The sequence below is a fragment of the Streptomyces polyasparticus genome (assembly GCF_014493765.1).
In the GTDB taxonomy this organism is placed as follows: Bacteria; Actinomycetota; Actinomycetes; order Streptomycetales; family Streptomycetaceae; genus Streptomyces; species Streptomyces polyasparticus.
The window spans coordinates 278,178-302,986 of the sequence record NZ_JACTVJ010000001.1; the positions used below are offsets into that span (position 1 = coordinate 278,178).

Annotated in this window: 23 protein-coding genes and 2 tRNA genes; 13 read left to right on the top strand and 12 right to left on the bottom strand. The window is 70.5% G+C overall.

The genetic code is table 11. The features are described from left to right. The first annotated feature begins 26 nt into the window (after positions 1-26). The 3 genes from H9Y04_RS01120 to H9Y04_RS01130 are packed head-to-tail and all read left to right on the top strand — an operon-like array spanning position 27 to position 3,101. The gene (locus tag H9Y04_RS01120; RefSeq protein WP_187811687.1) at positions 27-1,634 is read left to right on the top strand and encodes a TerD family protein; all 1,608 of its coding nucleotides are present in this window, start codon (positions 27-29) and stop codon (positions 1,632-1,634) included. A 14-nt stretch (positions 1,635-1,648) separates the two neighbouring features. Beyond that, the gene (locus H9Y04_RS01125) at positions 1,649-2,329 is read left to right on the top strand and encodes an AIM24 family protein (protein ID WP_165332976.1); all 681 of its coding nucleotides are present in this window, start codon (positions 1,649-1,651) and stop codon (positions 2,327-2,329) included. Between the two features lie 16 nt (positions 2,330-2,345). After that, positions 2,346-3,101 carry an AIM24 family protein gene (locus tag H9Y04_RS01130; RefSeq protein WP_187811688.1) on the top strand — a complete coding sequence of 252 codons (756 nt, stop codon included), beginning with the start codon at positions 2,346-2,348 and terminating at the stop codon, positions 3,099-3,101. Between the two features lie 60 nt (positions 3,102-3,161). Here the strand turns inward: H9Y04_RS01130 and H9Y04_RS01135 are convergent, their stop codons facing one another. Continuing rightward, positions 3,162-3,683: an NUDIX hydrolase gene (locus H9Y04_RS01135; protein WP_187811689.1), complete on the bottom strand. Its 522-nt coding sequence runs from the start codon at positions 3,681-3,683 to the stop codon at positions 3,162-3,164. After that, positions 3,680-5,143: a zinc-dependent metalloprotease gene (locus tag H9Y04_RS01140; RefSeq protein WP_187811690.1), complete on the bottom strand. Its 1,464-nt coding sequence runs from the start codon at positions 5,141-5,143 to the stop codon at positions 3,680-3,682. The genes H9Y04_RS01135 and H9Y04_RS01140 overlap by 4 nt, the downstream gene beginning before the upstream one ends. Before the next feature lie 221 nt (positions 5,144-5,364). Between H9Y04_RS01140 and H9Y04_RS01145 the strand changes: the two genes are divergently transcribed. The 5 genes from H9Y04_RS01145 to H9Y04_RS01165 all read left to right on the top strand — a co-directional run bounded on the left by H9Y04_RS01145 (position 5,365) and on the right by H9Y04_RS01165 (position 9,906). Next, the gene (locus H9Y04_RS01145) at positions 5,365-6,471 is read left to right on the top strand and encodes an SDR family oxidoreductase (protein ID WP_187811691.1); all 1,107 of its coding nucleotides are present in this window, start codon (positions 5,365-5,367) and stop codon (positions 6,469-6,471) included. 46 nt (positions 6,472-6,517) lie between these two features. Further along, entirely contained in the window at positions 6,518-7,876 is a 1,359-nt protein-coding gene (locus H9Y04_RS01150) for a tetratricopeptide repeat protein (RefSeq protein ID WP_187811692.1), read from the top strand. A 94-nt stretch (positions 7,877-7,970) separates the two neighbouring features. Then, positions 7,971-8,432 (top strand): molybdenum cofactor biosynthesis protein MoaE, encoded by a 462-nt coding sequence (locus tag H9Y04_RS01155; protein ID WP_187811693.1) that lies wholly within the window; start codon positions 7,971-7,973, stop codon positions 8,430-8,432. A gap of 123 nt (positions 8,433-8,555) precedes the next feature. Continuing rightward, positions 8,556-8,747, top strand: a complete 192-nt coding sequence (locus H9Y04_RS01160) for a hypothetical protein (protein WP_187811694.1) — start codon at positions 8,556-8,558, stop codon at positions 8,745-8,747. A gap of 70 nt (positions 8,748-8,817) precedes the next feature. Next, positions 8,818-9,906 (top strand): YlbL family protein, encoded by a 1,089-nt coding sequence (locus H9Y04_RS01165; protein ID WP_187811695.1) that lies wholly within the window; start codon positions 8,818-8,820, stop codon positions 9,904-9,906. Positions 9,907-9,969: 63 nt separating this feature from the next. Here the strand turns inward: H9Y04_RS01165 and H9Y04_RS01170 are convergent, their stop codons facing one another. Continuing rightward, on the bottom strand, positions 9,970-10,527 hold the full coding sequence (locus tag H9Y04_RS01170; protein WP_187811696.1) for a PPA1309 family protein: 558 nt from the start codon (positions 10,525-10,527) through the stop codon (positions 9,970-9,972). Positions 10,528-10,718: 191 nt separating this feature from the next. Between H9Y04_RS01170 and H9Y04_RS01175 the strand changes: the two genes are divergently transcribed. The 4 genes from H9Y04_RS01175 (at position 10,719) to H9Y04_RS01190 (ending at position 16,163) form a co-directional block, all read left to right on the top strand. Next, positions 10,719-13,649 carry a UPF0182 family membrane protein gene (locus H9Y04_RS01175; RefSeq protein WP_187811868.1) on the top strand — a complete coding sequence of 977 codons (2,931 nt, stop codon included), beginning with the start codon at positions 10,719-10,721 and terminating at the stop codon, positions 13,647-13,649. A gap of 112 nt (positions 13,650-13,761) precedes the next feature. Then, a tRNA-Met gene (locus H9Y04_RS01180) sits at positions 13,762-13,835 on the top strand. Positions 13,836-14,111: 276 nt separating this feature from the next. Continuing rightward, a complete protein-coding gene (locus H9Y04_RS01185; RefSeq protein WP_187811697.1) occupies positions 14,112-15,998 on the top strand; it encodes a tetratricopeptide repeat protein in 1,887 nt (628 codons plus the stop codon). Between the two features lie 91 nt (positions 15,999-16,089). Then, positions 16,090-16,163, top strand: a tRNA-Met gene (locus tag H9Y04_RS01190). A gap of 72 nt (positions 16,164-16,235) precedes the next feature. Here the strand turns inward: H9Y04_RS01190 and H9Y04_RS01195 are convergent. The 6 genes from H9Y04_RS01195 to hisN all read right to left on the bottom strand — a co-directional run bounded on the left by H9Y04_RS01195 (position 16,236) and on the right by hisN (position 21,179). Continuing rightward, entirely contained in the window at positions 16,236-17,372 is a 1,137-nt protein-coding gene (locus H9Y04_RS01195; protein WP_187811698.1) for an ABC transporter substrate-binding protein, read from the bottom strand. Positions 17,373-17,404: 32 nt separating this feature from the next. Further along, complete coding sequence (locus H9Y04_RS01200; protein ID WP_187811699.1) at positions 17,405-18,271, bottom strand: ABC transporter permease; 867 nt, start codon at positions 18,269-18,271, stop codon at positions 17,405-17,407. Continuing rightward, positions 18,268-19,056, bottom strand: a complete 789-nt coding sequence (locus tag H9Y04_RS01205) for an ABC transporter ATP-binding protein (RefSeq protein ID WP_187811700.1) — start codon at positions 19,054-19,056, stop codon at positions 18,268-18,270. The genes H9Y04_RS01200 and H9Y04_RS01205 overlap by 4 nt, the downstream gene beginning before the upstream one ends. Positions 19,057-19,262: 206 nt before the next feature. After that, positions 19,263-19,679 carry a Fur family transcriptional regulator gene (locus tag H9Y04_RS01210; protein ID WP_187811701.1) on the bottom strand — a complete coding sequence of 139 codons (417 nt, stop codon included), beginning with the start codon at positions 19,677-19,679 and terminating at the stop codon, positions 19,263-19,265. A 99-nt stretch (positions 19,680-19,778) separates the two neighbouring features. Next, positions 19,779-20,180, bottom strand: a complete 402-nt coding sequence (locus H9Y04_RS01215) for a CBS domain-containing protein (protein ID WP_187811702.1) — start codon at positions 20,178-20,180, stop codon at positions 19,779-19,781. A gap of 198 nt (positions 20,181-20,378) precedes the next feature. Further along, complete coding sequence (hisN, locus tag H9Y04_RS01220) at positions 20,379-21,179, bottom strand: histidinol-phosphatase (protein WP_187811703.1); 801 nt, start codon at positions 21,177-21,179, stop codon at positions 20,379-20,381. A 146-nt stretch (positions 21,180-21,325) separates the two neighbouring features. Between hisN and H9Y04_RS01225 the strand changes: the two genes are divergently transcribed. After that, a complete protein-coding gene (locus H9Y04_RS01225) occupies positions 21,326-21,922 on the top strand; it encodes a TetR/AcrR family transcriptional regulator (protein WP_308800832.1) in 597 nt (198 codons plus the stop codon). A 29-nt stretch (positions 21,923-21,951) separates the two neighbouring features. Here the strand turns inward: H9Y04_RS01225 and H9Y04_RS01230 are convergent, their stop codons facing one another. The 3 genes from H9Y04_RS01230 to aroA all read right to left on the bottom strand — a co-directional run bounded on the left by H9Y04_RS01230 (position 21,952) and on the right by aroA (position 24,741). Next, a complete protein-coding gene (locus H9Y04_RS01230; protein ID WP_187811705.1) occupies positions 21,952-22,275 on the bottom strand; it encodes a DMT family transporter in 324 nt (107 codons plus the stop codon). Between the two features lie 114 nt (positions 22,276-22,389). Further along, positions 22,390-23,400, bottom strand: coding sequence for a ribosome small subunit-dependent GTPase A (gene rsgA / locus H9Y04_RS01235; RefSeq protein ID WP_187811706.1), 1,011 nt, complete (start codon positions 23,398-23,400; stop codon positions 22,390-22,392). A 12-nt stretch (positions 23,401-23,412) separates the two neighbouring features. Beyond that, positions 23,413-24,741 (bottom strand): 3-phosphoshikimate 1-carboxyvinyltransferase, encoded by a 1,329-nt coding sequence (gene aroA, locus H9Y04_RS01240; RefSeq protein ID WP_187811707.1) that lies wholly within the window; start codon positions 24,739-24,741, stop codon positions 23,413-23,415. Positions 24,742-24,809: the final 68 nt, after the last annotated feature.

The window sequence follows — 24,809 nt, forward strand, 5'->3', positions numbered from 1 at the left end:
ATCGGGATGGGGGACGGTCGTTACGCATGGCCAGGGAATTCCAACGCGGCCACAAGGCCAAGATCAGTGATCTCACTGCGGGCACCGATCTGTACGTAGGTGTGCAGATCGCGGCTCCCGGACTGAGCTTCGACATCAGCTGCTTCGGCCTCGACGCCAATGAGCAGCTCTCCGACGACCGCTATTTCATTTTCTTCAACCAGCCCAAGTCGCCCGAGGAGTCCTTGCAGCTCCTCGGCGCGCAGTCGGGCGACACGGAGTCGTTCCGGGTCACGCTTGACCGCATTCCGCCGCAGATCCAGCGGCTCTCGTTCACCGCGACGATCGACGGCAACGGACAGATGTCGCAGATCGGACCCGGCTACATCCGGATCGTGGCGGGCGGCGAGGAGGTGTGCCGGTACGCCTTCGACGGATCGGAGTTCACCACCGAGCGCGCCGTGATGCTCGGCGACTTCTACCTGAAGGACGTCTGGCGCTTCGCGGCCATCGGCCAGGGCTTCGACGGCGGACTCGACGCGCTTCTGAAGAACTTCGGCGGCGAGGTCGCCGAGGAGCAGCCCCAGGCGCAGCAGCCGGCGGCCGCACCGTCCTTCGGCGCGCCCGCGACACCTGCCGCGCCCCCGGCCTTCGGCGCACCTGCCGGCGGTCCGGCTCCCGCGCCCGCCCCGGCTCCGAACTTCGGCGCCCCGGCCGCGCCGGCCCCGCAGCAGACGCCGCCCCAGCCCCAGGCGCCCAGCGTCCACACGGCCCCCACCGTCGTCGCCCCGATGCCCACGGGCACGGTCCCGCCGCCGGCCCCGGCCCCCGGACAGCCCGCACCGCCGCCCGGCTACGGCCAGCAGCCGCCGCAGCAGCCGCAGTTCGGGCAGGTCCCGGGCCAGCCCGCCGCACCCCAGGGGTTCGGCCAGCCGCCCGGCATGCCTCCGCAGCAGGCCGGTTACGGCATGCCGCAGGCGCAGCCCGCCGTGGGCGCCGGCCTGCAGGCCGCGCTGCAGCCGTACAAGGAGACGGCCACCGGCACCCGCTGGACCCCGCAGAACCAGCAGATGATGCGGGTCGACCTCAGCATGGGCGGCACCCCGGTCCTGGCACGCCAGGGCAGCATGGTGATGTACCAGGGCAAGGTCGACTTCTCGTACAAGAGCGCCGGTTTCGCGGGCCGGATCATCGGCAACGCCACCGGCCAGGAAATGCAGTTGATGCGCTGCACCGGCCGCGGCCAGGTCTTCCTCGCCGAGAACGGTGCGCATCTGCACTCCATCGAGCTGCAGGGCGACGGCATCTGCGTCTCCGCCGAGAACGTCCTCGCCTTCGACGAGACGCTGCAGCACGAGGTGCGGCGTATCGAAGGCCACGGCATTCCGGGCGGCGCCCTGTTCACCATGCAGTTCCAGGGCACCGGCACCGTCATCGTGAAGACCCACGGCATTCCCGTGGTCCTTCCGGTCACGCCCACCACGTACGCGGACAGCAATGCGATCGTGGCGTGGTCCTCGGCGGCCCAGGTGATCATTTCCAGCCAGGTGCGCCTGCGCCGGAATTCCTTCCCGGGGCACAGCGGAGAGACCGTGAATCTCCAATTCCGGGGAGCGCCCGGCAACTTCATCGTCGTCCAGCCCTACGAGGTCTGAGGGAGCCCGAAGAAATGATGCAGCAACTCGCGGGCTACGCCCCGACCCCGATGGCCGCCCGTATGGAGAACCACGGCCGCACGATGCTCAAGGTCGCCATGGCCAGTGGCCAGGACCTTTACGCACGCACCGGCTCGATGGTGTCGTACGAAGGCTTCATCCAGTACGAGCCCAACCCGCCGGCCGTCCGCCAGATCGCCTCGCAGTGGATCACCGGCGAAGGCGCCCCGATCATGAAGTGCTCCGGCGACGGCCTGCTCTACCTGGCCGACTACGGCGCCGACGTGGTCGTCATCAACCTCAACAACGACTCGCTGTCGGTCAACGGCACCAACCTCCTCGCCTTCGACGCGCACCTGCAGTGGGGCGTCGAGAAGGTCAAGGGCATGGCCAAGTTCGCAGGCCAGGGCCTGTGGAACGTCGAGGTCGCCGGCACCGGCTGGGTGGCCATCACCTCGCGCGGTACGCCGCTGGTCGTCGACTGCGGCCGCGGTGAGGACGAGACGTACGTCGACCCCGACGCCCTGCTCGCCTGGTCCCCGAACCTCAAGGTGAAGGGCAAGCGCAGCTTCAAGGCCTCCTCCCTCGTCGGGCGGGGCAGCGGAGAGGCCTACCAGATGGCCTTCTCCGGCCAGGGCATCGTCGTCGTACAGCCGAGCGAGGACAGCTCCGACCGCCTGCGGGTCCGGGGCTAGGGGGAGCGAACACACCATGCAGAGTGCGCTTTTCAGCCAGACCGAGAACCAGAGCCAGGAGCGCTACGCCCTGCAGAACCCGCAGCTGCTGCGGGTCGCCCTGCAGGGTCATGACGACCTGCTCGCCCGCAAGGGCGCGATGGTCGCGTACCAGGGTCTGATCGAGTTCGACGGCGAGTACCAGTCCGCCGGCCAGCGCCGCGCGCGCAACCGCACGGGCGAGGGCCTCGACCTGATGCGCTGCTCAGGGCAGGGCACCGTCTACCTCGCGAACCTCGCGCAGTACATCCACCTCGTGGACGTGGAGCGCGAGGGCCTCACGGTGGACAGCCAGTACGTCCTCGCCCTGGACACCCAGCTCAACCACGAAGTCATCGCGGTGGACAGCCAGTACGGGATCTCCGGATCCGGCAAGTACCAGCTGAACATCACCGGCACCGGCAAGGTCGCGCTCATGACCTCGGGCCAGCCGCTGATGATGCAGGTCACGCCCGAGAAGTACGTGAGCGTCGACGCCGACGCGATCGTCGCCTGGTCGACCTCGCTGCGCGTGCAGATGCAGGCGCAGACGACCAACTCGAGCGTGCGCCGCCGCCGCGGCAACACCGGCGAGGGCTGGGAGCTCAGCTTCCTCGGCCAGGGCTATGTCCTGGTCCAGCCCAGCGAGGTCATGCCGCCGCAGAACGCGGTGATCGGCTCCGGGGTTGCCGCCCAGTTCGGCGCCGGCCAGCAGGGCGCCCGCGGTCAGAACCAGGGCAACGCCTGGTCGTAGCAAGGCAGTTGGGCAGTAGTAAGGGGCGGGTGCCAATGGCGCCCGCCCCTTACCCATGTGTCAGACCCGGGCGCGCGCCCGCTCCACAAGGCGTACGACCGACTCGTCGGCCACGCCCGCCACCTCGTCGTAGGAGAACCAGCGCAGATCGAGGGACTCGTCGCTGATCGCCTCCGGCGCTCCGGCCGGCGCGAGCGCCACGTACTGGATGTCCAGATGCCAGTTGCAGGGTGCCGGGATCGGGTGCCGGTCCAGGCGCACCGGGCCGCCGTCGAGGAGGGTGAGCCCCTCGATGCCGGACTCCTCGGTGGCCTCGCGCAGGGCGGCCTCCTCCATGGAGGTGTCGCCCGGCTCGCAGTGGCCGCCCATCTGCAGCCACATGTTCAGCTTCTTGTGCAGCGTGAGCAGCACCTTGCCGCGCGAGGGGTCGACGACCAGCGCGGAGGCCGTCAGATGACCGGCCTCACAGGCCTTCCACATGCCGTCGGGGTGCGCGGCCAGGTGGTCGAGGTACTGCTGACGCAGCTCTTCCTGGTCCTCGTACGACTTCAGTACGAGGGTGGCGTTCTCGTGCAGGCTCACTTGCTGTCGTCGTCCTCATCCTTGTGCTTGCGCAGGTCCGGCTTGCCCGCAGCCTCGCCCAGCATCTTGTCGATCGCGTCGAAGTCCAGCTTCGGCTCGTCGTCGTCCGAGGACGCGTCCGGGCCCTGGTCGCCGCGGTGCACGAACCCGTCCGGGTCGTCCAGGTCCTTCGCCGTCGGCAGCATGTCCGGGTGCGCCCACAGACCGTCGCGGCCGTCGAGGCCACGGGCGTCGGTCAGCGAGGCCCACAGGCGTGCGGCGTCGCGCAGGCGGCGCGGGCGCAGCTCGAGACCGATCAGCGTGGCGAAGGTCTGCTCGGCGGGACCACCGCTCGCGCGGCGCCGGCGCAGCGTCTCGCGCAGCGCGTTCGCCGAGGTCAGACGGTCCTTGGCGGCCTCGTGCACCACGGCGTCCACCCAGCCCTCGACCAGCGCGAGCGCCGTCTCCAGACGGGCGAGCGCGGCCTTCTGCTCCGGGGTGTCCTGGGGCTGGAACATGCCGGACTGCAGCGCGTTCTGCAGCTCCTCCGGGTTCGACGGGTCGAACTGGCCGACCACGTCCTCCAGCTTGGTGGTGTCCACCTTGATCCCGCGCGCATAGCCCTCGACCGCGCCGAACAGGTGCGAGCGCAGCCACGGCACGTGCGCGAACAGGCGCTGGTGGGCGGCCTCGCGCAGGGCGAGGTACAGCCGCACCTCGTTCTGGTCGATGCCCAGGTCCTTGCCGAACGCCTGGATGTTCACCGGAAGCAGCGCGGCCTTGCCGGCCGGGCCGAGCGGCAGACCGATGTCGGTGGAGCCGACGACCTCGCCCGCGAGCACGCCCACGGCCTGGCCGATCTGCTGGCCGAACATGGCGCCGCCCATGGACTTCATCATCCCGATGAGCGGGCCCGCCATGGCCTGCATCTCCTCGGGAAGCACATCGCCCATCGCATTGCCGACGCGCTCGGCGACGGGGTCCACGAGCTCCTGCCAGACCGGGATGGTCGCCTCGACCCACTCGGCGCGGGACCAGGCCACGGCCGTGTTCGCCCCCGACGGCAGCGAGGTCACGCCGTCCAGCCACAGGTCCGCCAGGCGCACGGCCTCCTCGACCGCGGCGCGCTCCGCCGTGCCGACGCTCGCGTCCTTGGTGCCGTCCGCGGTGCCCTGCGAGACGGTCTGGCGGGCGATCTGCTTGGCCATGTCCCAGTTCACCGGGCCGCCCTCGTACGAGAGCATCTGGCCGAGCTGCTGGAACGCGGCGCCCAGGTCATTGGGGTTCATCGACCCGAACATCGCGGCGAACGGATTGTCACCGCCCGGGCCGCCGACGCCGCCGGCCCCCGGGAACCCGAAACCGAAGGGGTTCCCCGGAACGCCGCCCTGGCCACCGCCGCCCTGGTCCTTCTTCTTGCCCTCGTCGCCGTCTTCCGGCTCCTCCGGCGGAAGGCCGAATCCGAATGGGGTGTCACTCACGGGAATCCTCGGCTCGTAGGGCCACCGGCTGACTGCCGGCGGCGACTGCCCGACTTGGGACCGGCCGGTGCGCGGCCGGTCGGTCACACCACCCAGCGTAGACACCCGGCCCGCTTCGGGCCTCGGTGCTCCGCCTTTGCAAGGCCTGCGGCAGGATGGACGCCACCTGGTACGTACGCGTCATTCACGTACGTACTGAAGACAACCGCTGGAGACGCCTGGTGAGTTCCCCGGATCCGAAGGTTCGCGCAGCGCGAAACGACTCAACCCTGCCGGTGCGGGGCCCCGTGGTCGCCGTGACCGGCGCGGCCACCGGCGTGGGCGCGAAGCTCGTCGAGCGCCTGGCCGCCTCGGACGAGATCAAGCAGGTCATCGCCATCGACGAGCGGCGCGGTGAGTGCGCGGCCGCCCAGTGGCACATCCTGGACGTACGGGACCCGGCGATCGCCGAGAAGCTGCGCGGCGCGGACGTGGTCGTGCACCTGGCGCTCGACCTCGACCTGGAGACGGACGCGGCCGCCCGCACCGCGTACAACGTGCGCGGCACCCAGACCGTGCTCACCGCGGCCGCCGCGGCCGGCGTCCACCGCGTGGTCCTGTGCACCTCCGCCATGGTCTACGGCGCCCTGCCCGAGAACGAACTCCCGCTCGCCGAGGACTCCGAGCTCAAGGCCACGGCGGAAGCGACCGGCGTCGGCGACCTGCTCGAGATCGAGCGCCTGGCCCGCCGCGCACCCCGCGCGCACCCCGGCCTCAACGTCACGGTCCTGCGCCCCGCGGTCCTGGTCGGCGGCACGGACACGGCCCTGACCAGGTACTTCGAGTCCCCGCGGCTGCTCGTGGTGGCCGGCTCGCGTCCCGCCTGGCAGTTCTGCCATGTCGACGACCTGTGCAGCGCCCTGGAGTACGCGGCCCTGGAGAAGGTCGAGGGCGAGCTCGTGGTCGGCTGCGACGGCTGGCTGGAGCAGGAGGAGGTCGAGGAGCTCAGCGGGATCCGCCGCATGGAGCTGCCGTCGACGGTCGCGCTCGGCGCCGCCGCCCGCCTCCACCGCATCGGCCTCACCCCGTCCCCGGCGGGCGACCTCGCGTACACGATGCACCCCTGGGTCGTCAGCGTGAGCCGCCTGCACGACGCGGGCTGGCGCCCGCAGTGGACCAACGAGGAGGTGCTCGCCGAACTCCTCGAAGAGGTCGCGGGCCGCCACACGGTCGCGGGCCGCCGCCTGGGCCGCAAGGACGCCACGGCCGCGGGTGCGGCGGGTGCGACGGTCGCGCTGCTGGGTGCGGCGGCGGTGGTACGGAGGGCTCGCAAGCGACGTGGGGTCTGACGACGCGGGGTCTGACAGGCCTGGGGCAGGGCTACGGTAGGTCGTCGTGGACGCTGCTGATCTTGACCACCGCGCCCGGACGCAATCCGGCTGCATACCGCCGGATCTGGTCTCCCGGCTCCTGGCATTCGGCCACGCCGCAACGGTCGAGGCCTGGGCCCGCCGCGGGGAGTGGTTCTGCGCACGGGAGTGGGCACGGCTGCTCGGCGAGCGGGACCGGCAGGCCGATGCCCTGGAGGTCCTCGCCCCGTACGTCGAGACGGGCTGGTGGACCGCCGTGAGGAGCACGGCGGAACTGCTGGAGAGCTGGGGGCGGGCCGACGAGGCAATCGCGTTGAGCCGAGCCCGCATGGAAGCCGGGCATCCGATGGCGCTGGAGTTCCACGCGCGCCTGCTGGCCCGGCACGGCCGCGGCGACGAGGCCTTCGACCTTGCGCGGCCCTGCATCGACGACTGGTCCGTCGCCACGGCCCTGGTCGACGTGGCGGAGTCGGCCGGCCGTGACGAGGAAGCGGCCGAGCTGCTCGCCGCCCGGATCCCCGCCGACCACCGATGCGACTCCCCGTGGTGCTGCCGCGGCCTGGACGCGGACACGGCGATCAGCCTGCTGGCCACCGTCCGTGAACGCCAAGGACGCGTGGACGAAGCGGTAACCCTGCTGCGCACCCGGAGCATCACGTCGGTCAACGGCCGCGATCAGCTGGCTGACCTGCTGGCCCGGCACGACCGGATCGAGGAACTGCGCGCCTATGCGGCCAGCGAGACCTTGGGGGACGCTCTGAGGTGTCTGGCCGAAGTGCTGGAGCGGCGCGGCGACATCGAAGGCGCGATCAGCGCGTATCGGAAGCAGGGCGACTGCTCTTCGGCCCACGGCCCCGACATCGCCTATGCACTCGCGCAGCTCCTGGCCCGGCACGGCCGCGGCGACGAGGCGATCGACGTGATGCGTGCCCAGGCGGAGACGTACAACGGCGACGACTGGATCCTCCATGCCCTGGCCGGGCTGTACCTCGCCCAGGGGCGTGCTGAGGAGGGACTGACGCACCTGGACGCCCTCGCGGGTGCCCGCAAGGGCAAGGAGGAGTGGGACCTGTACTGGATACGGCTGCCGCTCATGGCCGCCTGCTACGGCACCGATGAAGCGGTGGCGCGGGCCCGCTCCCATCCCGAAGCCGGCACCGCGTATGCCGCGGAGCCCATTGCCGAGCTGTACGCCGATGCCGGCCGTATCGAGGAGGCTGTGGCAGTTCTCGAGTCGCAGGCTGCCGTGCACAGGCGGCCCTTGGCCGGCTACCTGATCGAGCTGGGCCGGGTCGAGGACGCGGTGACAGTCCTCAAGGCGCCGGTCGCGAACCCGCCCGTGCAGTGGGGTGCTCCCGGGCACCACGACGAGCCGCCGTTCTGACCCCACGTGCTGTAGGACCCTCCGACCGGAGGACCACACCCCCGGTCGAAACCGCTATTCCGCGATGCCGCTCCCGTACGGCACGATGGAGGGCATGGCTGCACGGTATGACCACCCAGGCGAGCAGGCGGCGCAGGATCCGATCCGGCTGCTCGCGATCCGCGACACCCCGCTCTCGGTCGACGAGGTCTTCACGGCCGTCGGCGACAGCGCGGCAGGCGGCACCACGCTCTTCGTGGGCACCGTGCGCAATCACGACGGAGGCGCCGACGTCGACGCGCTCGGCTACTCCTGCCACCCGACCGCCGAGGCCGAGCTGCGCCGCGTCGCCGAGAAGGTGTGCGCCGACTATCCGGTGCGGGCGCTCGCGGCCGTCCACCGCGTGGGCGACCTCGAGGTGGGCGATATCGCGGTGGTCGTCGCCGTCTCCTGCCCCCACCGGGGCGAGGCCTTCGAGGCCTCCCGGCAGCTGATCGACACCCTCAAGCACGAGGTCCCGATCTGGAAGCACCAGAAGTTCTCGGACGGGACCGAGGAGTGGGTCGGCGCCTGCTGACCCACGGGCCACACAGACCCCTCCGGTTGCGTAACTCGAACCCCGCCGTGAGCGTTGTCGGTACGGATGGCTAATCTGCTGATCACTCAGTAGTGATCGGGCAGTTGGGGTCGGGAGGTCGGTATGGCATCGCTCGCATGGCTGCTCATTCCGCTTTTCGCCGCGATCGGCGCTGCCCTGTGGGCGAGTTGGGCCACGCGCGCCCGTAAGTCCGGACGTACGGGCGATGTCACCGAGCTCGCCGGATATGCGAAGTTCCGGGCCGCGATGGAGAGCAGCGGGGCCAAGACGGACACCGGGACGGACGCCGCCTGACACCGGTGCACGGCCCCGGACGGACCGGCCCCAGGGGTGCACTCACAGGGGCGTCCCGTACTGTCGTTCCATGCCTCGCCGCACCGCGACCATGCTCGCTTCCACCCTGCTGCTGATCGCGCTGCTGTGCGCGGGTGTGCTGATCAAAGTCCCGTACTCGGAGATGACCCCGGGCCCGACGGTGAACACCCTCGGCGAGCACGACGGCGAGCCGGTGCTGCAGATCTCGGGGCACAAGACGTACGAGACGACCGGCAACCTCAACATGACGACGGTCCGCGTCACCAGCGCCGACTACAAGATGAACCTCTTCGAGGCCGTCTACGGCTGGATCGCGCACGACAACGTCGTCGTACCGCACGACACCCTCTACCCGGACGGGAAGACGGAGGAGCAGTCGACGCAGGAGAACGCCGAGGAGTTCAGCCAGTCCCAGGAGAGCGCCAAGGTCGCCGCGCTCAAGGAGCTGGACATCCCGGTCCAGTCCCGGGTCATCGTGGCCACGGTGCTCAAGGACAGCCCGTCCGAGGGCAAGCTGCACGCCGGTGATGTGATCAAGGATGTGGACGGCACCGTCGTCGAGCAGCCCGACGACGTCGCCAAGCTGGTGACCAAGCACAAGCCGGGCGAGGACGTCGTGTTCACGATCGTGCCCGCCAAGGAGGCCGCAGCCGCCGAGAAGGCCGGCAAGGAGGCCACGGTCACCGAGAAGGTCACCGTCACCACGGAGAAGGCTCCCGAGGACGACCGGGCGATCGTCGGCATCCAGGCCGGGACCGATCACACCTTCCCGTTCACCATCGACATCAAGCTCGCCGACGTGGGCGGCCCGAGCGCCGGCCTGATGTTCGCGCTCGGCATCGTCGACAAGCTGACCCCCGAGGACCTCACGGGCGGCAAGTTCGTCGCGGGCACCGGCACCATCGACGACGACGGCAAGGTCGGGCCGATCGGCGGCATCGAGATGAAGACCGTCGGCGCCCGCAGCAAGGGCGCGGAGTACTTCCTCACCCCCGAGGCCAACTGCGCATCGGCCGCCAAGGACATCCCCGACGGCCTGACCCTGGTGAAGGTGAAGACCATCGACGACGCGGTGGACTCCCTGGAGAGGATCCGCGCGGGCAAGACCTCCGAGCTGCCTTCCTGCTCCACCGAGTAGGCGATACGGGACGGGGGCGCCGCACGGACATGTGCGGCGCCCCCGTCGTCGTAGCAGGAAGACCTAGCCGGCGAACGTCGCCGCCAGTGCCTCCGCGAGGCCCGGCACCAGATCCGAGCCGGTCAGCACATCGGTAGGCGAGTCCTTCTCGCGCAGCCGGATGGCCGACTCGCGCTTGCCGCCGCGCAGCACGCCCACCGTCATCCGCACCTCCTGCCGGTCCGGGTGCTTGCCGACCCACTTGGCCAGCTGCTTCTCGTTCAGGCCTTCCGGCACCGAGGCCTCTGCCGACGGCGGCAGCATCAGGCGCTCGACCGTGAGCGCGCAGCCGGCGACCGCGTCGGGCCAGGCGATCGTGCCGAGGAACTCGTCGAGCGGTGCGCCCGCGGGCAGTTCCTCCTGCTCGATGGGCGTCAGCGCGCCGGCCGCCTCCTCGCCGGTCAGACCGAGCCGGTCGGCCAGGCCCGGTTCCTGTGCGCGCAGCTTGGCGGTGTCCACCAGGGCGAACAGACGGGCGGGCTGGTCCCAGCCGAGACCGCCGACGTACTCGTCGATCTCGAGTACGGCACGGGTCAGCGGGCTCGCGGCCATCGGGGGGCCGGAGGGAGAAACATTCGACATGCCCCATATCCTGCCTGGTTCAGACCCTGGACGAAGAACTGGACCGCCCCGACCCGGACATCACGGATCGGAAACGCCAACCCCGGTCCGGGAACTGAGTAAAGCTTCAGTAAGTTGCACGAGTGGGCTCTACGATCGCGGAGCCCCCACACCGACCGCCGAACTTCGAGGTGCGCACCTTGGCTTTCCAGATGCCGGACCGCGGCTCAGGCCCCCCTTCGGGGCCACGGATCAGAGTGGGCCGTCCGTCCCGGCGTGTCCGCACCCTGCTGATGACCCTGGGCGTCCTGGCCGTGCTGGCCATGCTCTTCGTGATGTTCGCGGGGTTCTGGACGGACTGGCTGTGGTACAAGTCGGTCAACTACTCCTCGGTCTTCGCCACCACGCTGTGGACCAAGATCGGCCTGTTCGCCGTCTTCGGTCTCCTGATGGCCGCGGCCGTGGGCGTCAACATCTGGCTGGCGCACCGCTTGCGCCCGCCGCTGTCCGCGATGTCGCTCGAGCAGCAGAGCCTCGACCGCTACCGCATGGGCATCGCCCCGTACAAGAAGTGGACCCTGCTCGCGATCACCGCCCTGGTGGGCCTGATCGCCGGCGCCTCCGCGGCGGGCCAGTGGCGCACGTGGCTGATGTGGGTCAACGGGGTGCCGTTCAACCAGAAGGACCCGCAGTTCGGCCTGGACGTGGCGTTCTACGCGTTCGATCTGCCCTGGTACCGCTTCCTGCTCGGCTTCGGCTTCGCGGCCGCCGTGCTCTCGCTGATCGCCGCCGCGCTCACGCACTACCTGTACGGCGGACTGCGTGTCACCGGCGGCGCCCGCGCCACCTCGGCCGCGACCGGTCATCTCTCCGTGCTGCTCGGCCTGTTCGTGGCCCTGAAGGCCGTCGCGTACTGGCTCGACCGGTACGGACTCGCGGTCAAGTCCAGTGACTTCAAGGCCACCGGCAACTGGACGGGTCTGCGGTACGTCGACGCCAACGCGTACCTGCCGGCGAAAACCATCCTGTTCTGCATCGCGGCCATCTGCGCCGTCCTGTTCTTCGCGACGCTGTGGCGCCGCACCTGGCAGCTCCCCGTCATCGGCTTCGGCCTGATGGTGCTCTCGGCGATCCTGATCGGCGGCCTCTACCCGGCCATCGTCCAGAAGTTCCAGGTCGAGCCGAACGAGCAGGCCAAGGAGCAGGAGTACATCGAGAAGAACATCGAGGCCACGCGCAAGGCGTACGACATCGACGGTGTCAAGCTCCAGGACTACTCGGGCAAGGGCAAGACCGGCGACACCGACGCGGCCAAGAGCGAGCAGCGCGCGCAGGCCGCCTCGCAGGCCAGCTACCGCCTGATCGACCCCAACGTGGTGGGCCCGACGTTCGACGTCCTCGAGCGCAAGCGCGAGTACTACCAGTTCCCGACCACCCTCGACGTCGACCGCTACAAGGACGGCTCGGGCAAGGACCAGGACACCGTCATCGGTCTGCGCGAGCTCGACCTCGACGGCATCCCGAAGCGGAACTGGATCAACGACCACTTCACGTACACCCATGGCTTCGGCGCGGTCACGGCCAAGGGCACGGGCACGGACCCGAACGCGGACCCGGCGGGCTCCCCGGAGTTCACGGAGAAGGGTCTGCCGACCACCGGCACGCTGCCCGACAACTATGAGCAGCGGATCTACTACGGCGAGAAGACCGAGCAGTACTCGATCGTCGGCGGTCCGCAGAAGGAGCTCGACTACCCGGTCGGCACCGACTCCGGCGCGGAGAAGACCACCAGCTACAAGGGCGACAGCGGCGTCAGCCTCTCCAACCCGATCAACAGGGCTGCGTACGCGGTCGCGTTCAGCGAGCCGCAGATCATGTACTCGGGTGCGATCGGCGAGGGTTCGAAGATCCTCTACAACCGCACGCCCAAGGAGCGCGTCGAGGCCGTCGCGCCCTGGCTGACCATCGACGGCGATGCCTACCCGGCGGTCGTGGACGGCAAGATCCAGTGGATCGTCGACGCCTACACCACGACGAACGGCTATCCGTACGCCTCGCGCACCACGCTCGGCGACACCACGGCGGACTCGCTGACGGCGGCCAACAACCAGCGTGCGGTGGTGGCCCAGCAGAACCAGGTCAACTACATCCGCAACTCGGTGAAGGCCACGGTCGACGCGTACGACGGCACCGTGAAGCTGTACCAGTGGGACGAGGAGGACCCGGTCCTCAAGACGTGGATGAACGCGTTCCCGGGCACGGTCGAGAAGAAGAGCGAGATCTCGGCGGAGCTCAAGGAGCACATGCGCTACCCGCAGGACCTGTTCAAGGTCCAGCGTGAGCTCCTGACGCGCTACCACGTCGAGGACGCGCGCCAGTTCTACCGCGGCTCGGACGTCTGGGAGGTCCCGGAGGACCCCACGGACAAGGAGAAGAACGCGGTACCGCCGTACTACCTGAGCCTGAAGATGCCTCAGGACAACAAGCCGGCGGAGCAGCTGGAGCAGAAGTTCTCGCTGACGACGACGTTCACGCCCAAGGGCCGGCCGAATCTGCAGGCGTTCATGGCGGTCGACGCCGATGCCACCAGCAGTGACTTCGGCACGATAAGAGTCCTCAACGTGAAATCGGACGTGCCAGGACCAGGACAGTTCCAATCGGAGCTGAACGGCAGAAACGAAGTCGCCACCTTCGTCCGTGACCTCAGGGGCACCGACTCGGACATCGTCTACGGAAATCTCCTGACGATCCCGATGGACGACGGCTTCGTCTATGTCGAACCGGTCTACGTCAAGGGCGGCAGCGCCAACTACCCGCTCCTGAAGAAGGTCGGCGTCTCGTACACGGGAGCCCGCGCACCGGTGTTCACGGACACGCTGGCCGAGGCCTTCGACGCGGTCTTCGGAGCGCAGGGCGAGGACACCGGCCAGCCACCGACGGAGGATCCGGACAAGCCCACGCCACCGCCTTCCAGCGACCCCACGGTCAAGGAGGCGCTTGACGAGGCGCAGAAGGCCTTCGACGAGGCGGACAAGGCACTGAAGGCCGGTGACCTCTCGGGCTACGACGAGGCCATGAAGAAGGCCGAGGCCGCCGTCAAGCGGGCCATCGAGGCCGAGGCCAAGGCCGACAAGAAGGACTGAGCAGCCAAGAAGGGCTGAGCAGCCAAGAAGGGCTGAGCAGCCAAGAAGGGTTGAGCAGCGAAAAGCCGGTAAAGGCTCCACCTCGCGCCGTGGTACGGTTGCAACACAACGGCGCGGGGTGGAGCAGCTCGGTAGCTCGCTGGGCTCATAACCCAGAGGTCGCAGGTTCAAATCCTGTCCCCGCTACTAAAGACTGAGGCCCGGATCCCATTGGGATCCGGGCCTCAGTCATGTCCGGGGTCTTGAGGCGGCCTTGAGCCCGGCAGCCTGGCGCCCCCTCTCGTACGCATGTCCCTTGAACTCAGGGGCAGTTGGCAACCGCAAGTGTGACGACTGCGCCGTGCGGGGGGAGTTGGCAGATCTGTGTTTGACTTGTCTCCCTGTGGGCATGTCGACAAAACGCTGTAGTGACCTCACGGGTCGGGGTATACCAGGTGTACCCGGGTTGCAGGTGGTGCGACGATGGAACTTATGGGGGACAGGGCAACTCTGTTGGAGACAGGGCGACTTACGCAGTCGGCCGACGACCGGGAGGATCCGGCCACGGCCGCCGATGAGGCACGCCATCGCCGGGCCGCCGAGTGCGGCGACATCGCCTCGATGAGCGTCCTCGGTTCCCTGCTGCTGCGCCGCGGCGACCTCGACGGCGCCGAGCCCTTCCTGCGCAAGGCCACCGCCGACGGCGACCGTGCCGCCGCCAACAACCTCGGAGTACTGCTCCACCAGCGCGGCTATGCCGACGAGGCCGCCGGCTGGTGGCGGATCGCCGCCGTGGCCGGCAGCGCCGCGGCCGCGCACGCCCTCGGCCGCCACCACCGCGAGCGCGGGGACGAGCCGGCCGCCGAGTACTGGCTGCGCCAGTCCGCCGAGCAGGGTCACACCCTGGGCGCCTACGCGCTCGCCGACCTGCTCGAGCATCGCAGCGACGTCGGCGCCGAGCGCTGGATGCGCGCCGCCGCCGAGCGCGGGCACCGCGAGGCCGCGTACCGCCTGGCCCGCGCCCTGGAGCGGCGCGCGGCCGAGACGCGGGGCGCCCTGACCGGGACGGCCGCGCCGGCGCGTTCCTTCGTACAGGACAAGGCGCAGGAGGCCGCGCCGGAGATCACCGACACCGGCAGCCGCATCCTCGGCGGCAGCCTGCTCGCCGAGGCCGAGCAGTGGTACCGGCAGGCCGCCGCCCGCGGCCACCGCCGGGCCGCGCTGCAGCTCGGCGCGATCCTGGAGCGCCGCGGCGACCTCAAGGAGGCCGGCCGCTGGTACCTCACATCCGCCAAGGACGGCGAGGCCCGCGCCGCGTGCGCGCTCGGTTTCCTCCTGCGCGACGCCGGCGACGAGGACAGCGCCGCCGTGTGGTGGCTGAAAGCCGCCCAGGACGGCGATGGCAACGCTGCCAACGCACTCGGCGCCCTGCATGCCGAGCGCGGCGAGACCCAGACCGCCGAGCGCTGGTACCGGGCCGCCATGGACGCGGGCGATGTGAACGGCGCGTACAACCTCGGCCTGCTCTGCGCCGGGCAGAAGCGCATGCGGCAGGCGGAGCAGTGGTACCGCCGCGCCGCCTATGCGGGTCACCGCGAGGCCGCCAACGCGCTCGCCGTACTCCTCATGCAGGCTGGCGACGCCTCGGGCGCCGAGCCGTGGTTCTCCAAGGCCGCCGAGGCCGGCAGCGTGGATGCCGCCTTTAACCTCGGCATCCTCTACGCCGGCCGCGATGAGGAGCCGGTTGCCTTCGAGTGGTACGAGCGCGCGGCCGCGGCCGGGCACACCGAGGCCGCGCTCCAGGTCGGCATCGCGCATCTGCGCGAGGGCGACCGGCAGAGCGCCGAGAAGCATCTGCGCTGCGCTGCGGGCGGTGGCAGCGCCGAGGCCGCGTACCGGCTCGGCACGGTTCTCGACCGGGGGCCGCGCGACGGCCGTCACGGGGTGGCGCTCGGCGAGGTCGCGGCCGAGAAGACCGAGTGCGAGGAGTGGTACGAGCGGGCCGCCGAGCTCGGGCACCGGCGGGCGCAGGTGCGGATGGGTACCTTCGCGGCCGCGCGGGACGATGTGGTCGAGGCGGCGCGCTGGTACCGGATGGCGGCCGAGGCGGGCAGCCTCGGCGGCGCGTTCAACCTCGGACTGCTGCTCGCGCGCGAGGGCAGCGAGCCCGAGGCCCTCGTCTGGTGGCAGCGCGCGGCCGAAGCGGGGCACGGGCGGGCGGCGCTCCGGCTCGCTCTGCTCTACGCGCGTCGGAGCGATCTTCCAGAGGCGCAGAGATGGTGCGCCAAGGCCGTCTCCTACGGGCCCGCTGAGGTCTCCGAGCGGGCGGCGCGGCTGAGCGAGGCGCTGCAGCAGGAGCTGACCGCGTAAAGCGGCGGACGTTGCCTTACGGGGGCCCTGAGCTGCTCACGGAAAGCGATTTGCGCAGGTCCTCGCGCTGCCGTAAGGTTGGGTTCACCGACGCGGGGTGGAGCAGCTCGGTAGCTCGCTGGGCTCATAACCCAGAGGTCGCAGGTTCAAATCCTGTCCCCGCTACTGAATGACTGAGGCCCGGATCCTTCAAGGATCCGGGCCTCAGTCATGTGCGTCGTCACGTCATGTGCGCCGTCAGAGCTTGTGCCCGACCGCCTCCGCGTAGAAGGACCGGTCCACGGCCCTGTCCTCCGGTACGCGGTCACCCTCCGCGACCCCGGCCTCCTCGTACGCGTCCTGCAGCCGGTCCGTGGTGCCCTTGCGCAGCTCCCAGTCCATCCGCAGCGACGGGGTGGACTTCACGATCGCCTCGTCGATCTTCAGGAGCTCGGACAGCTCGGTCACGAAGGCCGGGTCGGACTTGTAGTCGCCGGCGAAGTACGTGTTGATCGTCCGCACGTACGCCCGCAGGAAGGCCACACCCGCGTCCTTGTCCTCGGTGAGCAGGTTCGGTCCGAACAGCGCGCCGCCCAGCGGCTCACCGAGCGGCTGGCCGCCCAGGAACGCGAACCCGTCCTTCCCGTCCACCTTCCGCCACACCGGGTCGAGCAGCCAGGCCGAGTCCACGCCGCCGTTCTCCAGGGCGGTCAGGACGTCCGCCGAGCCCAGCTGGCGGAAATCGACCTTGTCGAGCCCGCCGCCGTGCTGAGTGAGCGCCTTGCTCATCGGATACGCGATGACGGAGCCCTTGCCGATCATCGTGCCGAGCTTGCGGCCGGCCATCGGCACCTTGGTGGCGGTCTCCCCCTCCTTCAGGCGCACCCACAGACCGCTCCTGGACTCGGGGTCGGGGGAGAAGTTTCCGGCCACCCACTTGATGTCGAAGCCGCCGTTGATGCCGTTCATGACGGCGGCCTCGGGCGCGGCCCACTGGGCGTCGATGTCGCCCTTGGCGAGCAGGGGCAGGGCGTCCGGGGTGGGCAGCACCTTCAGCTCGACATCCAGGCCCTCCTTCTTGAACTCGCCCTTCGCGACGGCGACTTGGAGCGGCGCCACGTACTCGGCGCTCAGCGTGCCGGTCGCCACGACCAGCTTGCGCTCCTTGTGCAGCTTCTGCGGGGCGGGTGCGCCCTTCTCGCAGCGCGCCGGCTCGCGGTCCTCGGCGAGATCGGCCGGATCGGTCCAGCTGCCCTCGCCGCAGCCCTCGACGGCCTTGACGGCCCGTGGCTTCGAGGACTGCGCCGGTGGTGCGTCGTCCTCCTTGGCGCAGCCGGCGGACGCGAGCAGAGCGCCGGCCAGGAGCAGGACGGGGATCGCCTTACGGGTGTGCATCAGTGCCTCCGTACGTACGGACTCGGGCGTGATCAGGACTGGCCGCGGCCGCGGTCGCGCGGGGCCCAGGGGGTGAGCAGCCGCCCGGCGATCCGGACCAGTTCGGAGAAGACGACGCCGAGCACGGCGACGCAGACGATGCCGACGAACATCACGTCGTTCTGGAAGAGCGCACGGGCGTCGAAGATGAGATGGCCGAGGCCGTCGGACGCGGCGATGGACTCCGAGGCGACGATCACCAGGACCGCGACCCCCGCCGCGATCCGCGCGCCGACCAGGACCGCGGGCAGCGAGGCGGGCAGCAGGACGTGGCGGAACATCTGCCAGGGCGAGGCGCCGAAGACCTGCCCCGCGTCGCGATGCCCTTCGGGGACGGCGAGCACGGCGGCCATGGTCGAGATCCACACGAAGAAGAACACGGTCGCGGCGACCAGGGCGATCTGCGGTCCCTCGCCGAGCCCGAACATGTTCAGGAAGATCGGCAGCAGGGCCAGCTTCGGGACGACGTACAGCGCGTCCAGCAAGGGCTCAAGTGCCGCCCGTACCAGGGAAAGAGAGCCCATCAGGAGGCCGAGCACATAGCCTGCGACCGTGCCGATCGCGTAGCCGGCGAGGACGCGCTTGAGCGTGGCCCAGACGTCCGGCCACAGGTCGCCGTCGGCGGCGCGCTGCCAGCCGTCCTCGATGATCGTCTGCGGGGCGGGGTAGATGCGGTCGTCGATCCAGCCCTGTACGGCGGCCAGTTGCCACAGCAGGACGAGGGCGACGGGGACGGCGATGGCGAGCGAGATCTCCAGGGTGCGCCGGCGCCGGTGCGTGCGCGCGGGCTGGAGCTCCTGCGGCCCGGGCTTGCGGACGAGGACGCCCTCCTCGGTTCCCGGGGTCTTGGTCAGGCTCATACCGGCACCGCCTCCGTACGGACCTCGCCGCGCAGCAGTTCCCACAACTCGCTCTTCAGGGCGGTGAATTCGGGGGTGTCCCGGACGGCGCCGGAGCGCGGCCGCTCGAACGGGGGCCTGCGCTCGGCGATCACCCGGCCGGGGCGTGCGGACATCACGAGCACCCGGTCGCCGAGCACGATCGCCTCTTCGAGGCTGTGGGTGATGAAGAGGGTGGTGGTGCGGGTGGTCTGGGTGAGCTCAAGGAGCTCGTCCTGGAGGATCGTGCGCAGCTGTGCGTCGAGCGCGGCGAAGGGCTCGTCCATCAGCAGGATCTCCGGCTCCACGGCGAGCGCCCTGGCGATCGCGACGCGCTGGCGCATCCCGCCGGAGAGCGCCGCCGGGTAGGCATCGGCGAAGTCCGCCAGACCCATCCTGGTCAGCCAGTCGCGGGCGCGGGCGTCGGCCTCCTTGCGCGGGACGCGCTGGATGTCGAGGCCGAAGCGGACGTTGGCCAGGACGGTCTTCCAGTCGTAGATCCCGTAGTCCTGGAAGATCATCGCGGCGGGGCGCGGGCTCGACGTGCGGATCTCCAGCTTGCCCGCGCTGGGCCTGAGCAGCCCGGCGGCGATCCTGAGCAGGGTGGACTTGCCGCAGCCGGAGGGGCCGACGATGCAGGTGAACTCGCCGGGTGCGATGGAGAGTTCGACGGGCCCGAGCGCGTTCACCTGCTTCGGGCCGCGTCCGAAGGTGCGGGTGAGGTCGGTGGCGTGCAGTTTGGGTGGGGTCGGGTGCGGGTCTCCCACGGGAGCTCCTTGCGGAGTGCAGGGATGGAATTCGGCCGCCGACGACAATATGACGGTCCGTCAGATACGGGAAGGGGGTGGGGCGATGATGGTTGTACGGGGCATGCGCACGGCGGCGCGTCGGAGTGGGGGCTCCGCCGCCGGCCGTACGCGGGCATGCGAAAGCCCCCGCGTCCAGGACGCGAGGGCTTTCGCGGAGCTGAAGGTCAGGCGGAGGTGCAGTCCGGGCAGATGCCGCGGTAGGTGACCTCGACGTTGGAGATCGTGAAGCCGAAGCGCTCCGCGTCCGGCAGGGCGGCCAGCGGGTCGCCCGACGGGTGGACGTCGCGGATCGCGCCGCACTGCGCGCACACCAGGTGCTGGTGCGGGCGGTGGGCGTTCGGGTCGTACCGCTTGGCCCGGCGGTCCGTGGAGACCTCGAGCACCTCGCCGAGCGAGACCAGCTCGCCCAGCGTGTTGTAGACGGTGGCCCGGGAGATCTCCGGCAGCCGGGCCGCGGCGCGCGCGTGCACCTCGTCCGCGGTGAGGTGCATGTGGTCCCCGTCGAGGACCTCGGCCACGACGCGCCGCTGGGCGGTCATGCGCCAGCCGCGTCCGCGCAGTCGATTCAAGAGGTCGCTCATGGCCAGAACCCTAACATTTCAAGGGTCCTCGGCCCCGATTCGATGTGACTTTGGAACCTTGCCCACCTTGGATCCGGTCCAAGGTGGGCAAGGGGCGGCTCACCCCGCCAGCGTGCTGTGGCGGCGCCGGTCCGGGGCCCAGCAGCGGATGATGTCGCGTACGGAGACGATGCCCACGGGTTCGCGTTCATCGAGCACGATCAGATGACGGAAGCCGCCGTGCGCCATCGCCTCGGCGGCGTCCTGCAGGGTCCAGGCGGGAGAGGCGTAGACGACGTCGGTGGTGGTGTGGCGGCCTGCGGTCTCGAAGTCCGGGTTCTGTCCGGCGCCGAGTGAGTTGAGGATGTCGCGTTCGGTCAGGATGCCGATCCCGTCGGCGTCGACGTCGAGGACGACGGCCGCGCCGACATGGCGTGCGGACATCAGGCGTGCGGCCTGGCGGAGGGTGTGGTCGGGTCCGATGGTGAGGACCATCGTGCTCATGGCGTCACGGACGAGCATGGGCTGAAGCCACCTCCTAGTCGTGAGTCCGCCTCTTAGAGAACGGATTCACAAGTTCACAATGTGGGGGTAGGCTCAGCGTGGCAGGTCGACAGATGGTCAACAAGGGGGAGCGCGCGGCCAGTTGAGGGCGCGCGAGGAGCACACCCCGTCACCTGGGGCGCAGCGGCCGACGGTGCGGTGGCGCTGCGCCGGGTGTCAGTACTGCTGGTTCAGATAGCCGAGCAGCTCGTCGTGGAGCAGCCCGTTCGAGGCCGCCGCGTTGCCGCTGTGCGGACCGTGCCGTCCGTCGAGACCGGTGAACGTGCCGCCCGCCTCGGTCACCACGGCCGCGCAGGCCGCCATGTCCCACAGCGACAGCTCGGGCTCGGCACAGATGTCGATGGAGCCCTCGGCGACCATCATGTACGGCCAGAAGTCGCCGTATCCGCGCGTGCGCCACACCGCCCGCTGCAGCTCCATGAACCCGTCGAGCCGTCCGTGCTCCTCCCAGCCGGTCAGCGAGGAGTACGCGAACGAGGCGTCCTGGATCCGGCCGACCTTCGAGACCTGCAGGCGCGTCGCCGAGGTCAGGCTGCGCCCGGTGTACGCGCCGCCGCCCTTCGCGGCCCACCAGCGGCGGCCGAGCGCGGGCGCCGAGACCACGCCGACGACCGGCTGGTAGCCGCCCTCGCCGGCCTCCATCAGGGAGATGAGCGTGGCCCACACGGGCACGCCGCGCACATAGTTCTTGGTGCCGTCGATCGGGTCGATCACCCAGCGGCGCGGGCCCGTGCCCTCGATGCCGTACTCCTCGCCGAGGATCGCGTCCCGCGGGCGCGCCCGCTGCAGCTGGCCGCGGATCAGCTCCTCGGCGGCCTTGTCCGCCTCGCTGACCGGCGTCATGTCCGGCTTGGTCTCGACTTTCAGGTCGAGTGCCTTGAACCGGTCCATGGTGGTGCGGTCCGCGGCGTCGGCGAGGACGTGGGCGAGACGCAGATCATCGTGGTAGTCGGGCATGGTCGAACAGTAGCGATCGCGTACCCCGCGGACCACACGGCCCCGTGCCGGGCTGCCCGGACTCCTCGCTCCGACCCCTTGCGGGACCCCTTGACAGTGCCCCGAGGCGAGTCAACTCTCCCCATATCGGCCCGGCAGGGGAGGCGATCATGCCCGCAGCACGGGAGTCCTTGCTCGATGCGGCATACACCGCGCTCCAGCGCAGGTCATGGCCCACGGTCCGGATGGTCGACGTGGCCGCCGTCGCCGGGGTCTCGCGGCAGACCCTGTACAACGAGTTCGGCTCCAAGGACGGTCTGGCCCGCGCGCTCGTGCGGCGGGAGACGGACGCGTATCTCGCGGGCGCCGACCGTGCGCTCGCCGAGGGCGGACTGCCGCAGCTCGCGGAGTGGACGGTGACGGCGGCCCGTACGAACGCACTGGTCAGAGCCGTTCTGACCGGCTGCTGGAGCCCCCGGCTGCCCGCGCCCCCGCTCTCGGCCGTCCCGTCCACGTCGGCGGTCCCCGCGCAGCGCCGTGCGGACGGCCCGCTGCCCTCGCCCGCGGAGCTGGTCGCGCTCGTACGGGACCGGGCGGTGAACACCCGCGTCGCACCGGGAGCGGTCAAGGACGAGGCGTTACGGGCGCGCCAGGAGTGCGAACTGGCCCTGCGGCTCGCGCTGTCGTGTGTGATCGCGCCGGCGGGCGACGGGGGAGTGGGGCGCCTGGTGCGGGAGACCTTGGAGGCGGCGCCTCAGGCGTGACGGCGTCTTGTGCGTGCCGCCCGGCAGGCTCAGTGCGCGCTGCCCGACAGCTGCAGGCCGATCACGCCCACGATCACGAAGGAGATCGACACCAGCTTCAGCGTGGACACCACATCGCCGAGGAAGATCATCCCGTAGATGGCGGTGCCGGCCGCGCCGATGCCCGTCCACACCGCGTACGCGGGGCCGACGTCCAGGCGCTTGAGGGCCAGCGTGAGCAGGCCGAAGCTGCTCAGCGCGAACACGGCGAACGAGATCGTCGGCCACAGGCGGGTGAAGCCGTGGGAGAGCTTGAGGCACACCGCGAACCCCGTCTCGAGGAGCCCGGCGACGATGACCAGCAGCCACGCCATGGTGAATTGCCTCCCAGAACCTCGGTGACCGCTTCGTCGGCCTTGCCGCGCAGTGCTCCGGCTTGGTGCGATTATGCATTTACCTAGACGCTCTGCGCGCAAACAACGTTGAGGTCAGTCGCCCTCGCGTCGCTCGCGGGTGGCGAGCAGCCTGCGCAGCGAATACAGCCGCGCGGGATCCGCGTGGCCCTCCTCCACCCAGGCGTCGAGGGCGCAGTCGGGCTCATCATGACTGCACGCGCGGGGGCAGCCCTCAGTTCCCGGTTCCAGGTCGGGGAATGCGTGGATCACGCGCGACGGGTCCACATGGTGCAGTCCGAAGGACCGTACGCCGGGAGTGTCGATCACCCATCCCTCCGCACCCTCCAGCGGGAGCGCGAGGGCCGAGGTGGTGGTGTGCCGGCCGCGTCCCGTGACCGCGTTGACATGGCCGGTGACGCGCTTGCGGTCCTCCGGGACGAGCGCGTTCACCAGCGTCGTCTTGCCCACGCCGGAGTGGCCGACGAACGCGGTCGCCCGGCCCGCGAGGAACTCCCGTACGCGGTCGGCCGCGTCGCCGTTCTCCAGCTCCTCGCGGCTCGTGACGACGTACGGGAAATCGAGTGCCCCGTACGCCTCCAGGATCTTGTCCGGGGGTGCCAGGTCCGACTTGGTGAGGACGAGCAGCGGCGAGAGCCCGGCGTCGAACGCGGCGACCAGGCAGCGGTCGATCAGGCGCGGGCGCGGCTCGGGGTCGGCGAGCGCGGTGACGATGGCGAGCTGGTCGGCGTTGGCGACGACCACGCGCTCGAAGGGATCGTCGTCGTCGGCCGTGCGGCGCAGGACCGAGGTGCGCTCCTCGATCCGGACGATCCGCGCGAGCGTGTCCTTCTTGCCGGACAGATCGCCGATGAGGGCGACCCGGTCGCCCACGACTGCGGCCTTGCGGCCCAGCTCGCGGGCCTTCACCGCGTGGACCATCCGGTCTTCGACCAGACAGGTGAGCCGGCCGCGGTCCACGGTGAGGACCATGCCCCCGGCCGCGTCCTCGTGCTTGGGACGGATGTTCGTCCGCGGCCGGTTGCCCTTGCGGTTCGGGCGCTGGCGGATGTCGTCCTCGTCGGTGTGCTTGCCGTAGCGACGCATGGCGCTGTTCCCCTATGCCCCGGCCGCCCCGGTCAGCATCCCGGTCCACAGGGCGGGGAAGTCCGGCAGGGTCTTGGCGGTGGTCGCCACGTTCTCGATCTGCACGCCGTCCACGGCGAGGCCGATGACCGCGCCGGCCGTGGCCATGCGGTGGTCGTCGTACGTGTGGAAGATGCCGCCGTGCAGCCGGCGCGGCCGGATGTGGAGTCCGTCGGCGGTCTCGGTGACATCGCCGCCGAGCTCGTTGATCTCCTTGGTGAGCGCGGCCAGGCGGTCCGTCTCGTGCAGCCGCAGGTGCGCGACGCCGCGGAGCGTGGACGGGGAGTCGGCGAGGGCCGCGACGGCGGCGATGCCGGGGGTCAGCTCGCCGACCTCGCTCAGGTCGATGTCGATGCCGTGGATCTGTCCGGAGCCGGTGAGCACCAGGCCCTGCTCGGTCAGTTCGCAGGAGCCGCCCATCCGCGTGAAGATCTCGCGCAGCGCGTCTCCGGGCTGCGTGGTGTGCGCGGGCCAGTCCGGGATGGTCACACGGCCGCCGGTCACCAGGGCGGCGGCGAGGAACGGCTGGGCGTTGGAGAGGTCCGGCTCGATCACCAGGTCACGGCCGAGCAGCGCGCCCGGCGTGACCCGCCAGACGTTGGGCTCGCCGCCGGTCTCGGGCTCGTCGACCTGCACGCCGACGGCGCGCAGCATGTCGACGGTCATCCGGATGTGCGGCATGGACGGCAGCCGCTCGCCGGTGTGCCGTACCTCGACGCCCTGGTTGAAGCGGGGGCCGGAGAGGAGGAGGGCCGAGACGAACTGGGAGGAGGACGAGGCGTCGATCTCCACCGTGCCGCCGTCGAGTGCGCCGCCGCCGTGCACGGTCAGGGGCAGCGCGCCCCGGCCGTCGTCGTCGATCCGGGCGCCGAGGGCGCGCAGGGCGTCGATCACGCCGTGCAGCGGGCGCTCGTAGGAACGCGGGTCGCCGTCGAAGCGGATGTCGCCGTCGGCGAGGGTGGCGACGGGCGGCAGGAAGCGCATGACCGTGCCGGCGTTGCCGACATCAACCGTGGCCGGACCGGCCAGACCCGACGGGATGACCCGCCAGACCTCGCCCGAACCGTCCGGGCCGACGCCCTCCTCGATCCCGACGCCGAGGGCGCGCAGCGCACCGGCCATCAGCAGGGTGTCGCGGCTGCGCAGCGGGCGGCGGATCCAGCCGGGCTCGGCGGCCAGGGCGGCCAGGACGAGGGCGCGGTTGGTGACCGACTTGGAACCGGGCACGTGGACCGTGGCGTCGACGGCGCCGCTCGCTAGGGGGGCGGGCCAGAGGGTGCTGTGCGCGGGGTTCTCGGTCATGCGGCCCACTTTAGTGGGGTGGGGTGCGGTGCGTTTTCGGGTGCGGGCGGTGGGGGTGCGGGTGGGGC

Excerpts from the sequence above, each read along its gene's own strand:
- H9Y04_RS01120 (WP_187811687.1), top strand. The coding sequence starts at position 27 with ATGGCCAGGGAATTCCAACGCGGCCACAAGGCCAAGATCAGTGATCTC.
- H9Y04_RS01125 (WP_165332976.1), top strand. The coding sequence starts at position 1,649 with ATGATGCAGCAACTCGCGGGCTACGCCCCGACCCCGATGGCCGCCCGT.
- H9Y04_RS01130 (WP_187811688.1), top strand. The coding sequence starts at position 2,346 with ATGCAGAGTGCGCTTTTCAGCCAGACCGAGAACCAGAGCCAGGAGCGC.
- H9Y04_RS01155 (WP_187811693.1), top strand. The coding sequence starts at position 7,971 with ATGGCTGCACGGTATGACCACCCAGGCGAGCAGGCGGCGCAGGATCCG.
- H9Y04_RS01160 (WP_187811694.1), top strand. The coding sequence starts at position 8,556 with ATGGCATCGCTCGCATGGCTGCTCATTCCGCTTTTCGCCGCGATCGGC.
- H9Y04_RS01165 (WP_187811695.1), top strand. The coding sequence starts at position 8,818 with ATGCCTCGCCGCACCGCGACCATGCTCGCTTCCACCCTGCTGCTGATC.
- H9Y04_RS01170 (WP_187811696.1), bottom strand. The coding sequence starts at position 10,527 with ATGTCGAATGTTTCTCCCTCCGGCCCCCCGATGGCCGCGAGCCCGCTG.
- H9Y04_RS01175 (WP_187811868.1), top strand. The coding sequence starts at position 10,719 with ATGCCGGACCGCGGCTCAGGCCCCCCTTCGGGGCCACGGATCAGAGTG.
- H9Y04_RS01185 (WP_187811697.1), top strand. The coding sequence starts at position 14,112 with ATGGAACTTATGGGGGACAGGGCAACTCTGTTGGAGACAGGGCGACTT.
- H9Y04_RS01195 (WP_187811698.1), bottom strand. The coding sequence starts at position 17,372 with ATGCACACCCGTAAGGCGATCCCCGTCCTGCTCCTGGCCGGCGCTCTG.
- H9Y04_RS01200 (WP_187811699.1), bottom strand. The coding sequence starts at position 18,271 with ATGAGCCTGACCAAGACCCCGGGAACCGAGGAGGGCGTCCTCGTCCGC.
- H9Y04_RS01210 (WP_187811701.1), bottom strand. The coding sequence starts at position 19,679 with ATGAGCGACCTCTTGAATCGACTGCGCGGACGCGGCTGGCGCATGACC.
- H9Y04_RS01215 (WP_187811702.1), bottom strand. The coding sequence starts at position 20,180 with ATGCTCGTCCGTGACGCCATGAGCACGATGGTCCTCACCATCGGACCC.
- hisN (WP_187811703.1), bottom strand. The coding sequence starts at position 21,179 with ATGCCCGACTACCACGATGATCTGCGTCTCGCCCACGTCCTCGCCGAC.
- H9Y04_RS01230 (WP_187811705.1), bottom strand. The coding sequence starts at position 22,275 with ATGGCGTGGCTGCTGGTCATCGTCGCCGGGCTCCTCGAGACGGGGTTC.
- rsgA (WP_187811706.1), bottom strand. The coding sequence starts at position 23,400 with ATGCGTCGCTACGGCAAGCACACCGACGAGGACGACATCCGCCAGCGC.
- aroA (WP_187811707.1), bottom strand. The coding sequence starts at position 24,741 with ATGACCGAGAACCCCGCGCACAGCACCCTCTGGCCCGCCCCCCTAGCG.